We start from the raw sequence: 15,001 nt of genomic DNA on the forward strand, positions 1-15,001 counted from the left end.
ACGGCCCCCGAAGGGGAAAACTTTTCTCAACTTTCAGGAGTTTAGTGGTGAGCCGTGCAGGATTCGAACCTGCGACCCACTGATTAAAAGTCAGTTGCTCTACCAACTGAGCTAACGGCCCACTGTGGGGGCGCTTCTAGAAAGAGCGGAGGGTAGGGTCAACCCGAAAAATCACATTTTTCCAACATCCGTGTTTCGGGACGGGTCCAGACTCTGGAAAGGGCCTCGCAACAGGCGTATAGGGCCGCGGATGGATCAGACACGCGCACAGACTCTGCCCTTTCTCAAGATGCACGGGCTTGGCAACGACTTCGTCGTGCTGGACGGGCGTGCCCGCCAGATCGAGGTGACACCGGCGCTGGCGCGTGCGCTGGCCGACCGGCATCGCGGCGTGGGATTCGACCAGCTTGCGCTGGTCACCCATGGCGCGGGCGATGCCCGGCTGACCTTCTACAACGCCGATGGATCCACCGCAGGCGCCTGCGGCAATGCCACCCGCTGCATCGCGCGCTGGCTGATGGACGAAACCGGGCGCGACGCGCTGGATCTGGTCACCGAACGCGGCACCCTGCGCGCGGTGGATGCGGGCGGCGGGCTGACCTCGGTCAATATGGGTGCTCCGCAGCTTGACTGGCAGGAGATTCCGCTGGCCCATGCCATGGACACGCTGGAGCTGCCCATCGACGGCAGCCCCACCGCCACCGGCATGGGCAATCCGCACTGCACCTTCTTCGTGCCGGATGCCGAAGCCGTGACGCTGGAGCAGATCGGTCCCAAGCATGAGCATCACCCGCTCTTTCCGCAGCGCACAAATGTGCAGGTCGCCAGCCTGACCGGGCCGAATCATCTGCGGATGCGGGTCTGGGAACGCGGCGTCGGCGTGACGCTGGCCTCTGGCTCGTCCTCCTGCGCCACGGCGGTGGCGGCGGCGCGGCGCGGGCTGACGGGGCGGCAGGTGACGGTGGATCTGGATGGCGGCACGCTGATCATCGACTGGCGCGAGGATGGCGTCTGGATGACCGGCGCCACCGCGCATGTGTTCGACGGCACGCTCAGCGCCGCATGGCTGGAGCAGGTGGCATGAGCGCGCCGCGATTCACCACGCTGGGCTGCCGGCTCAACGCCTATGAGACCGAGGCGATGAAGGCGCTGGCCGATCAGGCCGGGCTGCAGGATGCGGTCATCGTGAACACCTGCGCCGTGACCGCCGAGGCGGTGCGCAAGGCCCGGCAGGAAATCCGCCGCCTGCGCCGCGAAAACCCCGAAGCCCGGCTGATCGTCACCGGCTGCGCCGCGCAGATCGACCCCGAAAGCTTCGCCGCCATGGCGGAGGTCGATCACGTCATCGGCAACAGCGAAAAGATGGCGCCGGAGACGTGGCAGGGGCTGCGCCCCGATTTCATCGCCGACACCGAGCGGGTGCAGGTCAATGACATCATGTCGGTGACCGAAACCGCAGGTCATCTGATCGACGGGTTCGGCACGCGCAGCCGCGCCTATGTGCAGGTGCAGAACGGCTGCGACCATCGCTGCACCTTCTGCATCATCCCCTATGGCCGGGGCAATTCGCGGTCGGTCCCGGCCGGGGTGGTGGTGGATCAGGTCAAGCGGCTGGTGCAGCAGGGCTATAACGAGGTGGTGCTGACCGGGGTGGATCTGACCTCCTGGGGGGCCGATCTGCCCGGCACGCCCCGGCTGGGCGATCTGGTGATGCGGCTGCTGCGGCTGACGGATGTGCCGCGGCTGCGGATCTCCTCGATCGATTCGATCGAGGCGGACGACAACCTGATGCTGGCCATCGCCACCGAACCGCGCCTGATGCCGCATCTGCATCTGAGCCTGCAGCATGGCGACGATCTGATCCTGAAGCGGATGAAGCGCCGCCATCTGCGCGACGATGCCATCCGCTTTACCGAGGAGGCGCGCAGGCTGCGCCCCGACCTGACCTTTGGCGCCGACATCATCGCGGGGTTCCCCACCGAGACCGACGCGCATTTCGACAATTCGCTGAAGCTGGTCGAAGACTGCGGCCTGACATGGCTGCATGTCTTTCCCTATTCCGCCCGCCCCGGCACCCCCGCCGCGCGCATTCCCGCCCGCGTCGATGGCCGGGTGATCAAGGAACGTGCCGCCCGGCTGCGCGCCGCAGGCGAGGCGGCGGTGCAGCGCCATCTGGCGGCACAGAAGGGCGTGACCCACCGCATCCTGATGGAAGCGCCCGATATGGGCCGGACCGAGCAGTTCACCGAGGTGACGCTGCGCGCGCCGCAGACCGAAGGCGCGATCATCACCGCCACCATCACCGGCCATGACGGCGCGCGTCTGACCGCCTGACACCTTCCCGACCCGGATCCGCGTTCCGGCGCAGGCGGGCCGGGCGCGGCATCGGCTTGGTCCATGACCGGGCCTTGCCGCCGCGCCGACATAGGCACGTTTGGTCCTGCTGGCGCCCGGGCGGACCATGCCCACCGGCATCTGGTGCGGTCTCGGCGATCCTGCGGCACCTCTGGCCGAAGGCGTCGGACAGGAGCCTGCCACGCGCGCCAACCCTGTCCGGGATCCGCTGCCCGAGGCGGGGGGATGCCTGCACCCGTTGCATGAGTCCCCGGTTTGAGTCATGAGGACGGTCATGCAACGCCAAAGCCGTGCCCTTCTGGTCCATCTCTTCACCGCCACAGGCGCGGTCTTTGCCATGCTGGCGCTACTGGCCGCCGCGCGCGAAGACTGGGCGCTGATGTTCCTCTGGCTCGTGGTGGCGTTTTTTGTTGATGGCATCGATGGTCCGCTGGCCCGCCGCTATGACGTCAAGACCAACGCACCACGCTTTGACGGGGTGCTGCTGGATCTGATCATCGACTACCTGACCTATGTGTTCATCCCGGCCTTTGCGCTGTTCCATTCGGATCTGCTGCCCGGCTGGACCGGCTGGATCGCCATCATCATCATCACCTTTGCCAGCGCGCTGTATTTCGCCGACAGCCGGATGAAGACGGCGGACAATTCCTTCAGCGGGTTTCCCGGCTGCTGGAACATGCTGGTGCTGGTGCTCTTTGCGCTGCAGCCGAATTTCTGGGTGATCCTGACGCTGGTCTCGGTGCTGGCCATCGCGATGTTCCTGCCGATGAAATTCATCCACCCCGTGCGCACCGAACGCTGGCGCGCGGTGTCGCTGCCCATGGCGCTGGCATGGACCTTCTTTGCGGGCTGGGCGGCATGGGTCGAATTCCATCCGCAAAGCTGGGCGCATTGGGGGCTGGTCGCTACCTCGCTTTACCTGCTGTTCGCGGGCATCGCGCAGCAGCTTATCCCCGCGCGGACGCGGTGAGCCGCAGCGCGACCCCCGCCGTAGCGTCTGCGCCGCACGCCATGATTCCCCCTGCTCCGAACACCGCGCTGGCGGCGCTGCTGACGCTTGCGGCCTCCAGCCTTGTGGCGGGCACCACGCTTCTGGCCAAGGCCGTCGGCACCGGCGCGCTGGGGCCCGCGCTGCACCCGCTGCAGGTCAGTCAGGGGCGGTTCCTGTTCGCCTTCCTCGCCTTTGCCACCGCAGCGGCGGTGCTGCGGCCAAGGCTGCACCGCCCGGCATGGGGCACCCATACGCTGCGCGTGGTGTTCGGCTGGGGCGGGGTCAGCTTCATGTTCGCCGCCGCCGCCTTCATCCCGCTGGCCGATGCCACGGCGATCAGCTTTCTGAACCCGGTGGTGGCGCTGCTGCTGGCGGCGCTGATCCTGCGCGAAAAGGTGGGGCCGGTGCGGCTGTCGGCGGCGGCACTGGCGCTGGCGGGCGCGATGATCCTGCTGCGCCCAACCCCGGAGGCCTTCCGCCCCGAGGCGCTGCTGGCGCTTGGCGCCGCCCTGATGCTGGGCTGCGAGACCATCGTCATAAAGCGGCTGTCGGGGCGCGAGCCCGCCTTCCAGATCCTGCTGGTCAACAACGTGATCGGTGTGGTCCTTGCCAGCCTTGCCGCGGCCTTTGTCTGGCAGGCCCCGACCCCGGCGCAATGGGCGGCGCTGGCGGGAATCGGCGGGCTGATGGCGCTGGCGCAGACCTGTTTCATCACCGCCATCGCCCGCGCCGATGCCAGCTTCGTGGCGCCGTTCTGGTATGCGACGCTGGTCTTTGCGGCGCTTTACGATCTGGCGCTGTTCGGGGTGATCCCCGACGCCGTGTCGGCGGCGGGCGCGGTGATCATCGTGGCGGGCGCCGCCCTGCTGGCATGGCGGGAGGCGCGGCTCAGGCCTTCAGCCGCCAGCCGGTCCGGAACAGCCCCCAAGCCATAAGCGCCACCAGCGCGGTCGATCCCACCGCCACGGCCAGCCCCAGCATCGGGCTGCTGTCCGACACGCCGATCATGCCATAGCGCGCCCCGTCGATCAGGTAGAAGACCGGGTTCACATGGGTGATCTCGTAAAGCCCGGGCGGCAGCGCCTCCACCGAATAGAAGGTGCCCGACAGAAAGGCGAGCGGGGTCACGATGAAGTTGGTGATCGCCGCCATCTGGTCGAACTTGTTGGCGAAAAGCCCGGCCACCACCCCCACGGCAGACAGGAAGGCCGCGCCCAGCACCACGAACACCGCCAGCAGCAGCGGATGCGCGGGCACCTGCCCCGTGGCCACGAACAGCCCCGCTAGAATCGCCAGCGCCACCACCATGCCGCGCGCGACACCGCCCGCCAGATAGCCGATGACCAGTTCGAACGGCGCCAGCGGCGGCATCAGCGTGTCGACGATGTTGCCCTGCACCTTGGAAATCACGATGGAGCTGGAGCTGTTGGCGAAAGCGTTCTGGATCACCGTCATCATCAGGATGCCGGGGGCGATGAATTCGGTGAAGGGCACGCCCAGCACCTCGCCCCGGGTGGGGCCGATGGCAATGGTGAAGATCACCAGAAACAGCCCGGCGGTGACCAGCGGCGCCAGCAGCGTCTGGGTCCAGACCGCCAGAAAGCGCTGGATCTCGCGGCGGCAGAGCGTCGCCAGCCCCAGCCAGTTGACTCTGCCGAAGCGGCGGGTGCCGGGGGCGATGCGTCGGGACGTGGTCATGGGGCGGTCCTTTCCTTTGCCCCGGCTTGTAACTCCGCAGGCGATGACTACAATAGGGCCTCCGATGGAATTTCCAGGCGGCCCTCAGCGAGGCCGCTTTTTTCAAGCTGAGGATCCGATATGTCCTGGACGGATGAGCGCGTCGAGCTGCTGAAGAAGATGTGGGCCGAAGGCCAGTCGGCCAGCCAGATCGCCAAGGAACTGGGCGGCGTCACCCGGAATGCGGTGATCGGCAAGGTTCATCGGCTTGGCCTGTCCAACCGGACGGGGCCCGGCGGCGCTCCCGGCCCGGTGCCGGCACAGGCGCCCGCAGCCCCGCCCGCGGCGCCCGCCGCACCGCCCGCGAAGGAGGCGAAGATCATCAAGGAAACCAAGGGCAGACCCGCCCCGCAGCCAGAGGCCGAACTGGAAGATGACGCGCCCACAAAGCGCGCTCCGGTGGATATCGACATGGACGAGGACATGGACGAGGCGGAAACCCGTCCCGTGCCCAGCCCCGCGCGCAAGGCCATCGTGCCTGCGGGACAGCCCCTGCCGCCGCAGCCTTCGGCCAATGAAATCAGCCCCGAGGCGCTGGCCAAGGTCAGCGAGATCGAGAAGAAGGCCAAACGGCTGACCCTGATGGAGCTGACCGAACGCACCTGCAAATGGCCGGTGGGCGATCCCGCGACGCCGGATTTCTGGTTCTGCGGCCTGCCCGTGCAGCAGGGCAAACCCTATTGCGAGGCGCATGTGGGCGTGGCGTTCCAGCCCATGTCCTCGCGCCGGGACCGCCGCCGCTAGGCGCCGCGCGCCCTCCTCTGCCGACCCGATGGGCCCCCTTTGCGGGGCCCGCATCTTTTTCTGCGACACGGAGCAACGCGATGCCGCGTCGCGGCGTTGAGTCCGTTGGGCAGAGATGGAAACGGGCAGATGGCAGAGTTCCTTCAGATCGGGGCGTCCTATCAGGCGCCGCTTGCGTTGCTGCTGATCGTGGCGCTGTTCGGGTTTTTCCTGTGGGAGGTCTATCCGCCCGAAGTGCCGGCGACCGGCCTTGCCGCGGTCTTCGTGATCCTTGGCTTCGTGTCGCAGGACGACCTGCTGTCGGTCTTTTCCAACCCCGCGCCGCTGACCATCGCCGCCATGTTCGTGCTGTCCGGCGCGCTGGTGCGCACCGGCGTGCTGGAGGCGATCTCTGACATGGTGATCGCACAGGCAGAGCGTAGGGCCGGGCTGGCGCTGGGGCTGATCGTGGCGGTCACGCTGCTGGCTTCGGCCTTCGTGAACAACACGCCCGTGGTGCTGGTGCTGATTCCGGTGGTGATCCGGCTGGCGGGCGCGCTGAAGGTGGCGCCGACACGGCTGCTGATCCCGCTGTCCTATGTGGCGATTCTGGGCGGCACCTGCACGCTGATCGGCACCTCCACCAACCTGCTTGTGGACGGGGTGGCGCAGCGCGAAGGGCTGGAGCCCTTCGGCATCTTCGAGATCACGCCGGTGGGGATCGTCGTGGCGCTGGCAGGGCTTGCCACGCTGGCCGCCCTAGGCCGCGCGCTGCTGCCCGACCGCGATGCCAGCAACCCCGACCAGATGCTGGGCGAGACCACCTTCCTGTCGGAAGCGGCGCTTGTCGACGAGACCCATGCAGGCAAGACGGTCGGCGAGGTGGCGGCGCTGTCGCGGGGCGGGCTGCGGGTGCTGGGCCTGCGCCGCAAGGGAGAGCCGCTGCGCGGCACCGTGGCCGATCAGGTGCTGGAAAAGGGCGACGTGCTGGTGCTGCGCGCGCCCACCTCGGAACTGCTGACGCTGCATGCCGATCCCGGCTTCCGCGTCGGCCTGCGCCGGGGCGAGCCCGCCGAAGGCGAGCTGGTGACGGTCGAGGTGGTGGTGGCGCCGCGCAAGCCCAATCTGGGCCGGTCGCTGCGCGAGATGTCGCTGGGCCGCCGCTTCGGGGTGCGGGTGCTGGGCGCGCACCGGCACGAGCACAATCCCGGGCCGGATCTGGGCGCGGTGCGGCTGAAACCCGCCGACAAGCTGCTGCTGGAAGGGCCCGCTTCGGCCTTCGAGACGCTGGAGGAGGAGGCGCAGCTGATCTCTGTCAGCCGTCCCACCGGGCGCGCCTTCCGCCGGGGCCGCGCGCCCTTGGTGCTGGTGGCGCTGGCCGTGGTCGTCGTGCTGGCCGCGATGGGGGTGATGAGCATCGCGGTGCTGTCGATGCTGGCGGTGGCGGCCATGCTGATGCTGCGCTGCATCGACGCCGACGAGGCATGGGGCGCGCTGGACGGCTCCATCCTCGTGCTGATCTTTGCCATGCTGGTCATCGGGCTGGGCCTGCAGAACAGCGGCGCCGTGGCGCTGGTGGTGGATCTGGTGGCGCCCTTCGTGTCCGGCCTGCCGCCCTATCTGGCACTGCTGGCGGTCTATCTGATCGCCTCCATCCTGACCGAGATGGTCACCAACAACGCGGTGGCGGTGGTGTTCACCCCCATCGCCATCGGCCTGTCGCAGACGACCGGGCTTGATCCGCGCGCGCTGGCCATGGCGGTGATGTTCGGCGCAAGCGCCAGCTTCGCCACGCCCATCGGCTATCAGACCAACACGCTGGTCTATGGCGCGGGCAATTACCGCTTCGCCGATTTCCTGCGCATCGGTCTGCCGATGAACGGGGTGGCGGCGCTGGCAGCCTGCGCCGCGATCCTGTGGCTGGCGGCATAGGGCGCTGCCCGCCCGTCCGCCACAGGCGGACAAAGACAGACAGGGGGCTCTGCCCCCGTCCCCTGCGGGGACTCCCCCGGGATATTTTCAGCCAATGGAAGCGCCACGGAGGGGCTTTGCGGCGCCGGGGAGAGGGCGTATATGCGCGGGATGCAGAATCCGCCCGACCTTCGCCCCGACCTCGCGCGCGCGCGCATTTCCGACACCCGCCGTGCCGGCCAGCCGACCATCGGCATGGTCTCGCTTGGCTGTCCCAAGGCGCTGGTGGACAGCGAGCGTATCCTGACCCGGCTGCGCGCCGAGGGCTATGGCATCTCGCCGGACTATTCCGGGGCGGATGCGGTGATCGTGAACACCTGCGGCTTTCTGGACAGCGCCAAGGCCGAAAGCCTTGAGGCGATCGGCGAGGCGCTGTCGGAGAACGGGCGCGTGATCGTCACCGGCTGTCTTGGCGCCGAGCCCGACTACATCACCGGCGCGCATCCCCGGGTGCTGGCGGTGACGGGCCCGCATCAATACGAGCAGGTTCTGGATGCGGTGCATCGCGCCGTGCCGCCCTCTCCCGATCCGTTTGTCGACCTGCTGCCTGCGGCGGGCGTGAAGCTGACGCCGCGGCATTACAGCTATCTGAAGATTTCCGAGGGCTGCAATCACGCCTGCAAGTTCTGCATCATCCCCGACATGCGCGGGCGCCTGAGCAGCCGTCCGCATCGCGCCGTGCTGCGCGAGGCGGAAAAGCTGGTGGAAGCCGGGGTGCGCGAGCTGCTGGTCATCAGTCAGGACACCAGCGCCTATGGCACCGACTGGAAGGACCGGGAGGCGAAGTTTCCCATCCTCGATCTGGCGCGGGATCTGGGCAGCCTTGGCGCCTGGGTGCGGCTGCATTACGTCTATCCCTATCCGCATGTGCGCGAGCTGATCCCGCTGATGGCGGGCGCCTCCGGCAGCGGGGCGGGTGGCATCCTGCCTTATCTCGACATTCCGTTCCAGCATGCCCATCCCGACACGCTGAAGCGCATGGCCCGGCCCGCCGCCGCCGCGCGCACGCTGGACGAGATCGCGGCATGGCGCGCCGACTGTCCGGAGATCGTGCTGCGGTCGACCTTCATCGTGGGCTATCCCGGCGAGACCGAGGCGGAGTTCCAGACCCTGCTCGACTGGCTGGACGAGGCGCAGCTGGACCGGGTCGGCTGTTTTCAGTACGAGGACGTGAAGGGCGCGCGGTCCAATGCCCTGCCCGATCACGTGGCGCCCGAGGTCAAGCAGGACCGCTGGGACCGCTTCATGGCAAAGGCTCAGGCGATTTCCGAGGCGAAGCTGGCCGCAAAAGTCGGACGGCAGATGCAGGTTCTGGTCGACGAGGTGGATGACGAGGCCGCCACCTGCCGCACCATGGCCGACGCGCCCGAGATCGACGGCAACCTGTTCATCGACGAAGGGTTCGAGACGCTGAAGCCCGGCGATCTGGTGACGGTCGAGGTCGAGGAGGCCGGGGAATACGATCTGTGGGGGCGCTTGATCGCCTCCCCCCGCGTCTGAGTCGCGGCGATCCGCGCCGCCCGTAAGGGGTGGCGCGGCCAAAACCTGCAAGAAATGACAGGTGACCCGGCAAAAATCGCGGGCGGGCCCGGTGCCCTGCCCGGGTGCAACCGCTTCGGATCCGCGACAAACTCTTCACGATGCGGTAACCTTCTGGTGTTCGGTCGGTTCGGCAGGGAGGGTCCATCCAGGATGGGTCACGCAGATCCGGCAGCGCCGGGGAGCACCGGGGCGCCATGCGCGATCCCGTAAGCCCCCGTCGGGCGCGGCATCGATTTTCCCTTCGGGGGCAAGACATTAAAGCTGTGGATTGATAGGTTACGGGATGCCGCCCATTGCCGGGGGCATCCCGTTTTTACGCGGACTGCCGGCACCCTGCCTGTCTGCCCTCAGGTGCCCGACAGGATCAGCAGATCCAGCGCCTCGTCCTCCAGCGCGCCCTGCGTGTCGACCTGCGCCTGACAGGCCTTGTGCAGCGGATCGGGCAGCACGCCCAGCGACATGGCCAGCGCCGCCAGTTCGGTGCGCGAGCTTAGCCCGGTGTTCTGGATCAGCGCGTTCAGCCGCTGCCGCACGGCAGAGACCGAGATCTCCAGCTGCGCCGCGATCTGCTTGTCCTGATGGCCCGCGCCGATCATCTCCAGCAGCTCCAGCTGCTTGCCGGTGATCTGGTTGCGCTCGGGAAATTCGCGCGTGAAATGATACATATACCGCTGATGCGCGGTCAGCGCCGCCATGCTCAGCGTCCAGCCATGGGCCTGAATGATGCGCTGCATGTCGCGGCGCGAATGGTTGCCGGTGAAGGTCAGCAGGCCGACCTGCGACGGCGCGTTCTGGCGCAGCGGGATGGAGAATCCCGCCCGCATGCCGCGCCGCGCCGCCTCGCGCAGGACCGCCACCCGCGCCTCGGGCAGAGGGTGGTAATCGTCCAGAAACTCCAGCCCGACCGCGATCGGCGTCAGCCGGTCCATGGCATGGCTGCGGAAATAGGACCAGCGCGCCAGATCCGGATCGGCGTTATACGCGCTGAGCCAGGCGGAGTCGTAAGAGGTGCGCAGGAACAGCGTCTTCTTCCAGTTGCGATAGGCGCTGGCACCGATAAAATCCACGCAAGGCAGCTTCAGTTCGCGGCCCAGACAGACGATCAGCCGCCAGACCTCTTCCGATCCCTGCGTGGTTTCCAGATCGATGAGGAATCGCTGCAGCAGCTCGGGCACGTGCTGCTCGGCAGCCATCATGGGACGGCGGCGGCTGGAAGGGCGCAGGTCGGTCACAATCCCTCTCAACAAGTCGGGGCCGGGCGGGCCGGTGTCGCGGTCAGGTGCATCCGCGGACGCACCCGTCGGATCGGGCGACGGGCCTCTTGGATCAGGCGCTTGCCAGAGTTTGACGCCTTTTAAGGTCACTGGCAAATGTCAAAAGATATAGGAAGCTACTCCAAACGCACAGCTTGCCTACCCTATCGCGCCCTTGCGCTGCCCGCGAAGCTTTGGCAGAGGGGCGCCATGGCCAAGCTGCATTTTCACTATTCTACCATGAATGCGGGAAAATCCACGCTGCTGCTACAGGCCGCGCACAACTACCGCGAGCGGGGCATGGACGTGTTCCTGCTGACCGCGCGGCTGGACACGCGGGCGGGGCCGGGCCGCATCGGCTCGCGCATCGGGCTGGGACAGGCGGCGGAGACATTCGGCCCCGAAGATGACCTTTTCACCTGCATCGCGCAGGCGGCGGCACAGCCGCTGGCCTGCATCTTTGTCGACGAGGCGCAATTCCTGACCGAAGCGCAGGTCTGGCAGCTGGCGCGGGTGGTGGATGACCTGCACCTGCCGGTGATGGCCTACGGGCTGCGGGTGGATTTTCGCGGCAAGCTCTTTCCCGGCTCGGCGGCGCTGCTGGCGCTGGCCGACACGCTGCGCGAGGTGCGCACCATCTGCCATTGCGGGCGCAAGGCCACCATGGTGATCCGGCAGGATGCGGCGGGACGTGCCGCCACCGAAGGCGATCAGGTTCAGATCGGCGGCAATGAAACCTACGTTTCGCTCTGCCGGAAGCACTGGCGGGACGCCACAGGCGATCCCGTTTCCCCCGCCAGCGCCTGACCGCGCCTCCGGACCGGGATCAGACCGGGTTCGGCACGTCCTCTCCGGCAAAAAACGCCCGCAGATTGGCCACGGCCATCCGCCCCATCTCCTCGCGCACTTCCAGCGCGGCGGTGCCCAGATGCGGCAGCAGCACCGCATTGTCGAGCGCGCGCAGCGCCTCGGGCACGCGCGGCTCCTGCTCGTAGACATCCAGCCCCGCCCCCGCGATGCGGCGGTCCTGCAGGGCGGCGATCAGCGCCGCCTCGTCCACCACATCGCCACGCGCGATGTTGATGAAATGCCCGCTGGGTTTCATCGCCGCCAGCACCCCGGCATTCACCGTGTGCCGGGTCTCGGCCCCGCCGGGCAGCGCGGTCACCAGCACGTCCACCGCCGCCGCCAGCGCCTCGGCGCTGTCCATGCGGGTGGCGGGAAACTCCAGCGCCTTTTCGGAGCGGCTGACATAGGCGACCTTCATGCCAAAGCCGTAATGGCAGCGCCGCGCGATGGCCTGCCCGATGCGCCCCATGCCAAGGATGCCCACGGTCTTGCCCGACAGGTGCAGCCCCAGCATCTGCACCGGATGCCAGCCCTGCCACGCGCCCGACCGCAGCAGCCGTTCGCCCTCGCCCGCACGGCGGCAGGACATCAGCATCAGCGTCAGCGCGATGTCGGCGGTGGCATCGGTGACGGCACCGGGGGTATTGGTCACCACCAGCCCCGCCGCCTTGGCCGCCGCCACGTCGACATGGTTGTAGCCCACGCCAAAATTGGCAAGGATCCGGGCGCGCGGCGCCCCCGCCTCGGCAAAGACCGACGCATCATAAGGATCGCCCAGCGTCATCAGCACGCCGTCATACGAGGCCAGCGAGTTTCGCATCTCGTCGCGGCTCAGCGGCTCGGGACGGTCCCGGTAGGTCACGTCGAACAGCGCGCGGGCCTCGGCCACCACGCTGTCAGGCAGGTTGCGGGCGATCAGAATCTTGGTCAATGCAGGCGTCCTCCCAAAGGCACATCCATGTCCGGGCGCACCAGCACCACGGCGCCCCCCTCGTCCATCACCCCCAGCACCAGCACCTCGGACCGGAACGGCCCGATCTGGCGCGGCGGGAAATTCACCACCGCCAGCACCTGCGTGCCGACCAGCGCTTCGGGGGTGTAATGCACGGTGATCTGGGCCGAGCTTTTCTTCTCGCCGATCTCCGGGCCAAAATCGATCCACAGCTTGATGGCGGGCTTGCGCGCCTCGGGAAAAGGCTCCGCCCGGATCACCCGGCCCGCGCGGATGTCGACGGCCAGAAAATCGTCATAGCTGATCTCAGCCACGGGCAAGCTCCTCCGACCGGCGGGTGGCGGCGGCCACCGTGGCGCGCACCAGCGGCGGCAGGCCGCGTTCTGCATCCATCAGCACCTCCAGCCCGGCCTGCGTGGTGCCATTGGGCGAGGTCACGTTGCGCCGCAGTTCCGCCGGATCGGTGCCCGATGCCATGGCCAGCGCGCCCGCGCCCGCCACCGTGGCCCGGGCCAGCTGCAGGGCCAGATCGGGCGCCAGCCCCTCGGCCTCGCCCGCCGCCGCCAGACATTCGATCAGGTGGAACACATAGGCCGGACCAGAGCCGCTCAGCCCGGTCACCGCATCCATCTGCGCCTCCGCCTCCAGCCGCACCACCTGCCCCACGGCAGACAGCAGCGCCTCGGCCTGTTCCAGATGCGCGGCGGTGGCATTGGCATTGCCGATGATCGCGGTGATCCCCTGCCCCACTGCGGCAGGCGTGTTCGGCATGGCACGGATCACCGGGGTCGCCCCGCCCAGCATCGCCTCATATTGCGCGATGGTCACCCCGGCAGCCACCGACAGGAACAGCGTGGCACCATTGCCCAGCGCCGCCAGATCCGGCAGCGCCCCCGCCATCATCTGCGGCTTCACCGCCACCAGCACGATGGCGGGATCCGCAGGCAGCGCCTCGTTCAGATGCACGCCCTGCGCCTGCAGCCAGTCCGAAGGATGCGGATCCCGCACCCAGACCGATCCTGCGGGCAGGCCGCGCGCCAGCCAGCCCTCCAGCATCGCCGACCCCATCTTGCCGCAGCCCAGCAGCACCAGCCCGCGCCGCGCAATCTCCTGATCCATCGTCCCGCTCTCCCGTCCGGTCCCGCTCTGGTGCCGTGATACGCGGCCCCCGACTGCGGTGCAATGCCGCCACAGACAGAACGGGCGCGCCTCCTCGCGGCGGCACGCCCTTCATCTTGCCTGTTAAACTCCGGGGGAAGCCGCCGCAGGCGGCTGGGGGCAGAGCCCCCGGCAACCCTCCCCTCAGGCGCGGCCGTAGGCTTCGGCGATGGCGATCTGCAGCGCCTCCTGCGCCGATTTCCCCGCCCATGCGATCAGCTGGAAACAGGGATAATACCGCTCCGAGGCGGTGACGGCACTGGTGATCATCATGTCGATCTGCTCGGGGGCGGCGGTCTGCCCCCCCGTCAGGACCAGCCCGTACCGGTAGACCATCAGCTTCGGCTCGGCCCAGTAGGTAAAGGCCCCGGCCCAGCACTGGTCGTTCACCGCGTTGAGCCCTTCGTAAAGCTCCGACAGCGCCGCCTCCGGCGGCTCCATCTCGAAGGTGCAGATCAGCCGCAGCGTCTCGTCGCGCGGCGACCAGGCCAGCGTGACGGAATAGCTGCGCCACTGGCCCACGACGGCCATGGCGATCTGATCCTCGGCGATCCGGTCAAAATCCCAGTCGTGATGTTCGGCCAGCGTCTCCACGATGTCGATGGGATGAATGTCGTCGCTCAGGAACACTTCGGAGAGTGCCATGCGCCACCTCTTATGGTTGTAGTTTTTGGGCCCGACAGCGCCCCAAAAACTAGGTGCCTGCTCCAGAGGGTGGGGCATACCCCGTTCCTCTTACCACATATCGTGCCTGTGCCATGGCCCCGCTGTAAAGCGAAATATTCTTGACGCCTACAATAAGTTGTGGATCAGACCGGGGATCGTTCAACCTGTGCCCAGTGATTCCCTGTGGACAGGTGGGGGTCTTTCCCGGACCTGTCCACAGAAAGCCGGATCAGGACATGGGCACCGGGCCGGGACAGGCGGCAAGCACGGTGGCGGCGGCCTCGGCGGGCACCACGTCAAAGCCCTGTTCCGCCAGCCGCACCCCTTCGCCCTCCAGCGCGAGGGTCCAGCGCCCGGTCACCATTTCGTAAGGAAATTCAAAGGTGAACAGCGCCAGTCCCGGATCATCAGGATGCAGCACGGTGACCCAGCTCTGCCGCGTCACGCCGCGCGGCCCCATCGGCGGATGGGTCAGCACCACAGTCACGGGCTGCGGCGCGCTGCCGCCTTCGGAGATGAAACGGATGCCAAAACTTATCCCAAGCTCGGCAGGGACAAGCGTGGTGGTCAGGTCGATGTCCCGATCCTGCGCGATCAGGTTGAGACGGCCCTGTTCGGTCTGGGGGGCGGCGATCGTGCCTTCGGAGACGACCTGACAGATCACGCCATGATCCAGCAGCCGCAGCCCGACCTCCTGTGCCGAAGCGGGCAGGGCAAGGCAGAGCGCGGTCAGGATCGGGGCAAGGCGCAAGCGGGTCTCCATCGCAGCCTATATGGGGCCGCGCGGGTCTTGCGGCAACCGCA

General features: G+C 67.7%; 15 protein-coding genes and 1 tRNA gene. 8 read left to right on the plus strand and 8 right to left on the minus strand.

Annotation, left to right across the window (positions count from 1 at the left end; translation table 11 throughout):
• Positions 1 to 45 precede the first annotated feature (45 nt).
• A tRNA-Lys gene (locus BLR51_RS00560) sits at positions 46 to 121 on the minus strand.
• 129 nt (positions 122 to 250) lie between these two features.
• Between BLR51_RS00560 and dapF the strand changes: the two genes are divergently transcribed.
• The 4 genes from dapF (at position 251) to BLR51_RS00580 (ending at position 4,281) form a co-directional block, all read left to right on the plus strand.
• Entirely contained in the window at positions 251 to 1,084 is an 834-nt protein-coding gene (gene dapF, locus BLR51_RS00565) for a diaminopimelate epimerase (protein WP_089842099.1), read from the plus strand.
• Positions 1,081 to 2,334 (plus strand): tRNA (N(6)-L-threonylcarbamoyladenosine(37)-C(2))-methylthiotransferase MtaB, encoded by a 1,254-nt coding sequence (mtaB, locus tag BLR51_RS00570; protein WP_089842102.1) that lies wholly within the window; start codon positions 1,081 to 1,083, stop codon positions 2,332 to 2,334. Before dapF ends, mtaB begins: the two co-directional genes overlap by 4 nt.
• A gap of 295 nt (positions 2,335 to 2,629) precedes the next feature.
• On the plus strand, positions 2,630 to 3,325 hold the full coding sequence (locus tag BLR51_RS00575; protein ID WP_089842105.1) for a CDP-alcohol phosphatidyltransferase family protein: 696 nt from the start codon (positions 2,630 to 2,632) through the stop codon (positions 3,323 to 3,325).
• 41 nt (positions 3,326 to 3,366) lie between these two features.
• Positions 3,367 to 4,281 carry a DMT family transporter gene (locus BLR51_RS00580; RefSeq protein WP_089842110.1) on the plus strand — a complete coding sequence of 305 codons (915 nt, stop codon included), beginning with the start codon at positions 3,367 to 3,369 and terminating at the stop codon, positions 4,279 to 4,281.
• On the opposite strand, the gene BLR51_RS00585 is transcribed toward BLR51_RS00580, so the two are convergent.
• Positions 4,235 to 5,044: an ABC transporter permease gene (locus BLR51_RS00585; protein ID WP_089842116.1), complete on the minus strand. Its 810-nt coding sequence runs from the start codon at positions 5,042 to 5,044 to the stop codon at positions 4,235 to 4,237. The genes BLR51_RS00580 and BLR51_RS00585 overlap by 47 nt on opposite strands.
• Positions 5,045 to 5,164: 120 nt before the next feature.
• On the opposite strand from BLR51_RS00585, the gene BLR51_RS00590 reads away from it, so the two are divergent.
• The 3 genes from BLR51_RS00590 (at position 5,165) to rimO (ending at position 9,277) form a co-directional block, all read left to right on the plus strand.
• On the plus strand, positions 5,165 to 5,827 hold the full coding sequence (locus tag BLR51_RS00590; RefSeq protein WP_089842120.1) for a GcrA family cell cycle regulator: 663 nt from the start codon (positions 5,165 to 5,167) through the stop codon (positions 5,825 to 5,827).
• A gap of 129 nt (positions 5,828 to 5,956) precedes the next feature.
• Positions 5,957 to 7,738, plus strand: a complete 1,782-nt coding sequence (locus BLR51_RS00595) for an SLC13 family permease (protein WP_089842125.1) — start codon at positions 5,957 to 5,959, stop codon at positions 7,736 to 7,738.
• 141 nt (positions 7,739 to 7,879) lie between these two features.
• Positions 7,880 to 9,277 carry a 30S ribosomal protein S12 methylthiotransferase RimO gene (gene rimO, locus BLR51_RS00600; RefSeq protein WP_089842130.1) on the plus strand — a complete coding sequence of 466 codons (1,398 nt, stop codon included), beginning with the start codon at positions 7,880 to 7,882 and terminating at the stop codon, positions 9,275 to 9,277.
• A 389-nt stretch (positions 9,278 to 9,666) separates the two neighbouring features.
• Here the strand turns inward: rimO and BLR51_RS00605 are convergent, their stop codons facing one another.
• Positions 9,667 to 10,551 (minus strand): helix-turn-helix transcriptional regulator, encoded by an 885-nt coding sequence (locus tag BLR51_RS00605; protein ID WP_089842133.1) that lies wholly within the window; start codon positions 10,549 to 10,551, stop codon positions 9,667 to 9,669.
• A 231-nt stretch (positions 10,552 to 10,782) separates the two neighbouring features.
• On the opposite strand from BLR51_RS00605, the gene BLR51_RS00610 reads away from it, so the two are divergent.
• Positions 10,783 to 11,379 (plus strand): thymidine kinase, encoded by a 597-nt coding sequence (locus BLR51_RS00610; RefSeq protein ID WP_089842136.1) that lies wholly within the window; start codon positions 10,783 to 10,785, stop codon positions 11,377 to 11,379.
• Positions 11,380 to 11,398: 19 nt separating this feature from the next.
• Here the strand turns inward: BLR51_RS00610 and BLR51_RS00615 are convergent, their stop codons facing one another.
• The 5 genes from BLR51_RS00615 to BLR51_RS00635 form a co-directional block, all read right to left on the minus strand.
• Positions 11,399 to 12,352 (minus strand): 2-hydroxyacid dehydrogenase, encoded by a 954-nt coding sequence (locus BLR51_RS00615; protein ID WP_089842138.1) that lies wholly within the window; start codon positions 12,350 to 12,352, stop codon positions 11,399 to 11,401.
• Positions 12,349 to 12,687, minus strand: coding sequence for a tRNA-binding protein (locus tag BLR51_RS00620; RefSeq protein WP_089842140.1), 339 nt, complete (start codon positions 12,685 to 12,687; stop codon positions 12,349 to 12,351). The genes BLR51_RS00615 and BLR51_RS00620 overlap by 4 nt, the downstream gene beginning before the upstream one ends.
• Complete coding sequence (proC, locus tag BLR51_RS00625; protein ID WP_089842142.1) at positions 12,680 to 13,492, minus strand: pyrroline-5-carboxylate reductase; 813 nt, start codon at positions 13,490 to 13,492, stop codon at positions 12,680 to 12,682. Before proC ends, BLR51_RS00620 begins: the two co-directional genes overlap by 8 nt.
• A gap of 183 nt (positions 13,493 to 13,675) precedes the next feature.
• Complete coding sequence (locus BLR51_RS00630; protein ID WP_089842144.1) at positions 13,676 to 14,176, minus strand: type III secretion system chaperone family protein; 501 nt, start codon at positions 14,174 to 14,176, stop codon at positions 13,676 to 13,678.
• A gap of 250 nt (positions 14,177 to 14,426) precedes the next feature.
• Positions 14,427 to 14,948 carry a DUF3859 domain-containing protein gene (locus BLR51_RS00635; RefSeq protein WP_165616707.1) on the minus strand — a complete coding sequence of 174 codons (522 nt, stop codon included), beginning with the start codon at positions 14,946 to 14,948 and terminating at the stop codon, positions 14,427 to 14,429.
• Between the last annotated feature and the right edge of the window lie 53 nt (positions 14,949 to 15,001).

The sequence above is a fragment of the Salipiger marinus genome, assembly GCF_900100085.1.
Taxonomy (GTDB): domain Bacteria; phylum Pseudomonadota; class Alphaproteobacteria; order Rhodobacterales; family Rhodobacteraceae; genus Salipiger; species Salipiger marinus.

What these genes read in the sequence shown, in the direction of transcription:
- dapF (WP_089842099.1), top strand. Translation starts at nt 251, where the DNA reads ATGGATCAGACACGCGCACAGACTCTGCCCTTTCTCAAGATGCACGGG.
- BLR51_RS00595 (WP_089842125.1), top strand. Translation starts at nt 5,957, where the DNA reads ATGGCAGAGTTCCTTCAGATCGGGGCGTCCTATCAGGCGCCGCTTGCG.
- BLR51_RS00575 (WP_089842105.1), top strand. Translation starts at nt 2,630, where the DNA reads ATGCAACGCCAAAGCCGTGCCCTTCTGGTCCATCTCTTCACCGCCACA.
- BLR51_RS00590 (WP_089842120.1), top strand. Translation starts at nt 5,165, where the DNA reads ATGTCCTGGACGGATGAGCGCGTCGAGCTGCTGAAGAAGATGTGGGCC.
- BLR51_RS00585 (WP_089842116.1), bottom strand. Translation starts at nt 5,044, where the DNA reads ATGACCACGTCCCGACGCATCGCCCCCGGCACCCGCCGCTTCGGCAGA.
- rimO (WP_089842130.1), top strand. Translation starts at nt 7,880, where the DNA reads ATGCGCGGGATGCAGAATCCGCCCGACCTTCGCCCCGACCTCGCGCGC.
- proC (WP_089842142.1), bottom strand. Translation starts at nt 13,492, where the DNA reads ATGGATCAGGAGATTGCGCGGCGCGGGCTGGTGCTGCTGGGCTGCGGC.
- mtaB (WP_089842102.1), top strand. Translation starts at nt 1,081, where the DNA reads ATGAGCGCGCCGCGATTCACCACGCTGGGCTGCCGGCTCAACGCCTAT.
- BLR51_RS00630 (WP_089842144.1), bottom strand. Translation starts at nt 14,176, where the DNA reads ATGGCACTCTCCGAAGTGTTCCTGAGCGACGACATTCATCCCATCGAC.
- BLR51_RS00580 (WP_089842110.1), top strand. Translation starts at nt 3,367, where the DNA reads ATGATTCCCCCTGCTCCGAACACCGCGCTGGCGGCGCTGCTGACGCTT.
- BLR51_RS00610 (WP_089842136.1), top strand. Translation starts at nt 10,783, where the DNA reads ATGGCCAAGCTGCATTTTCACTATTCTACCATGAATGCGGGAAAATCC.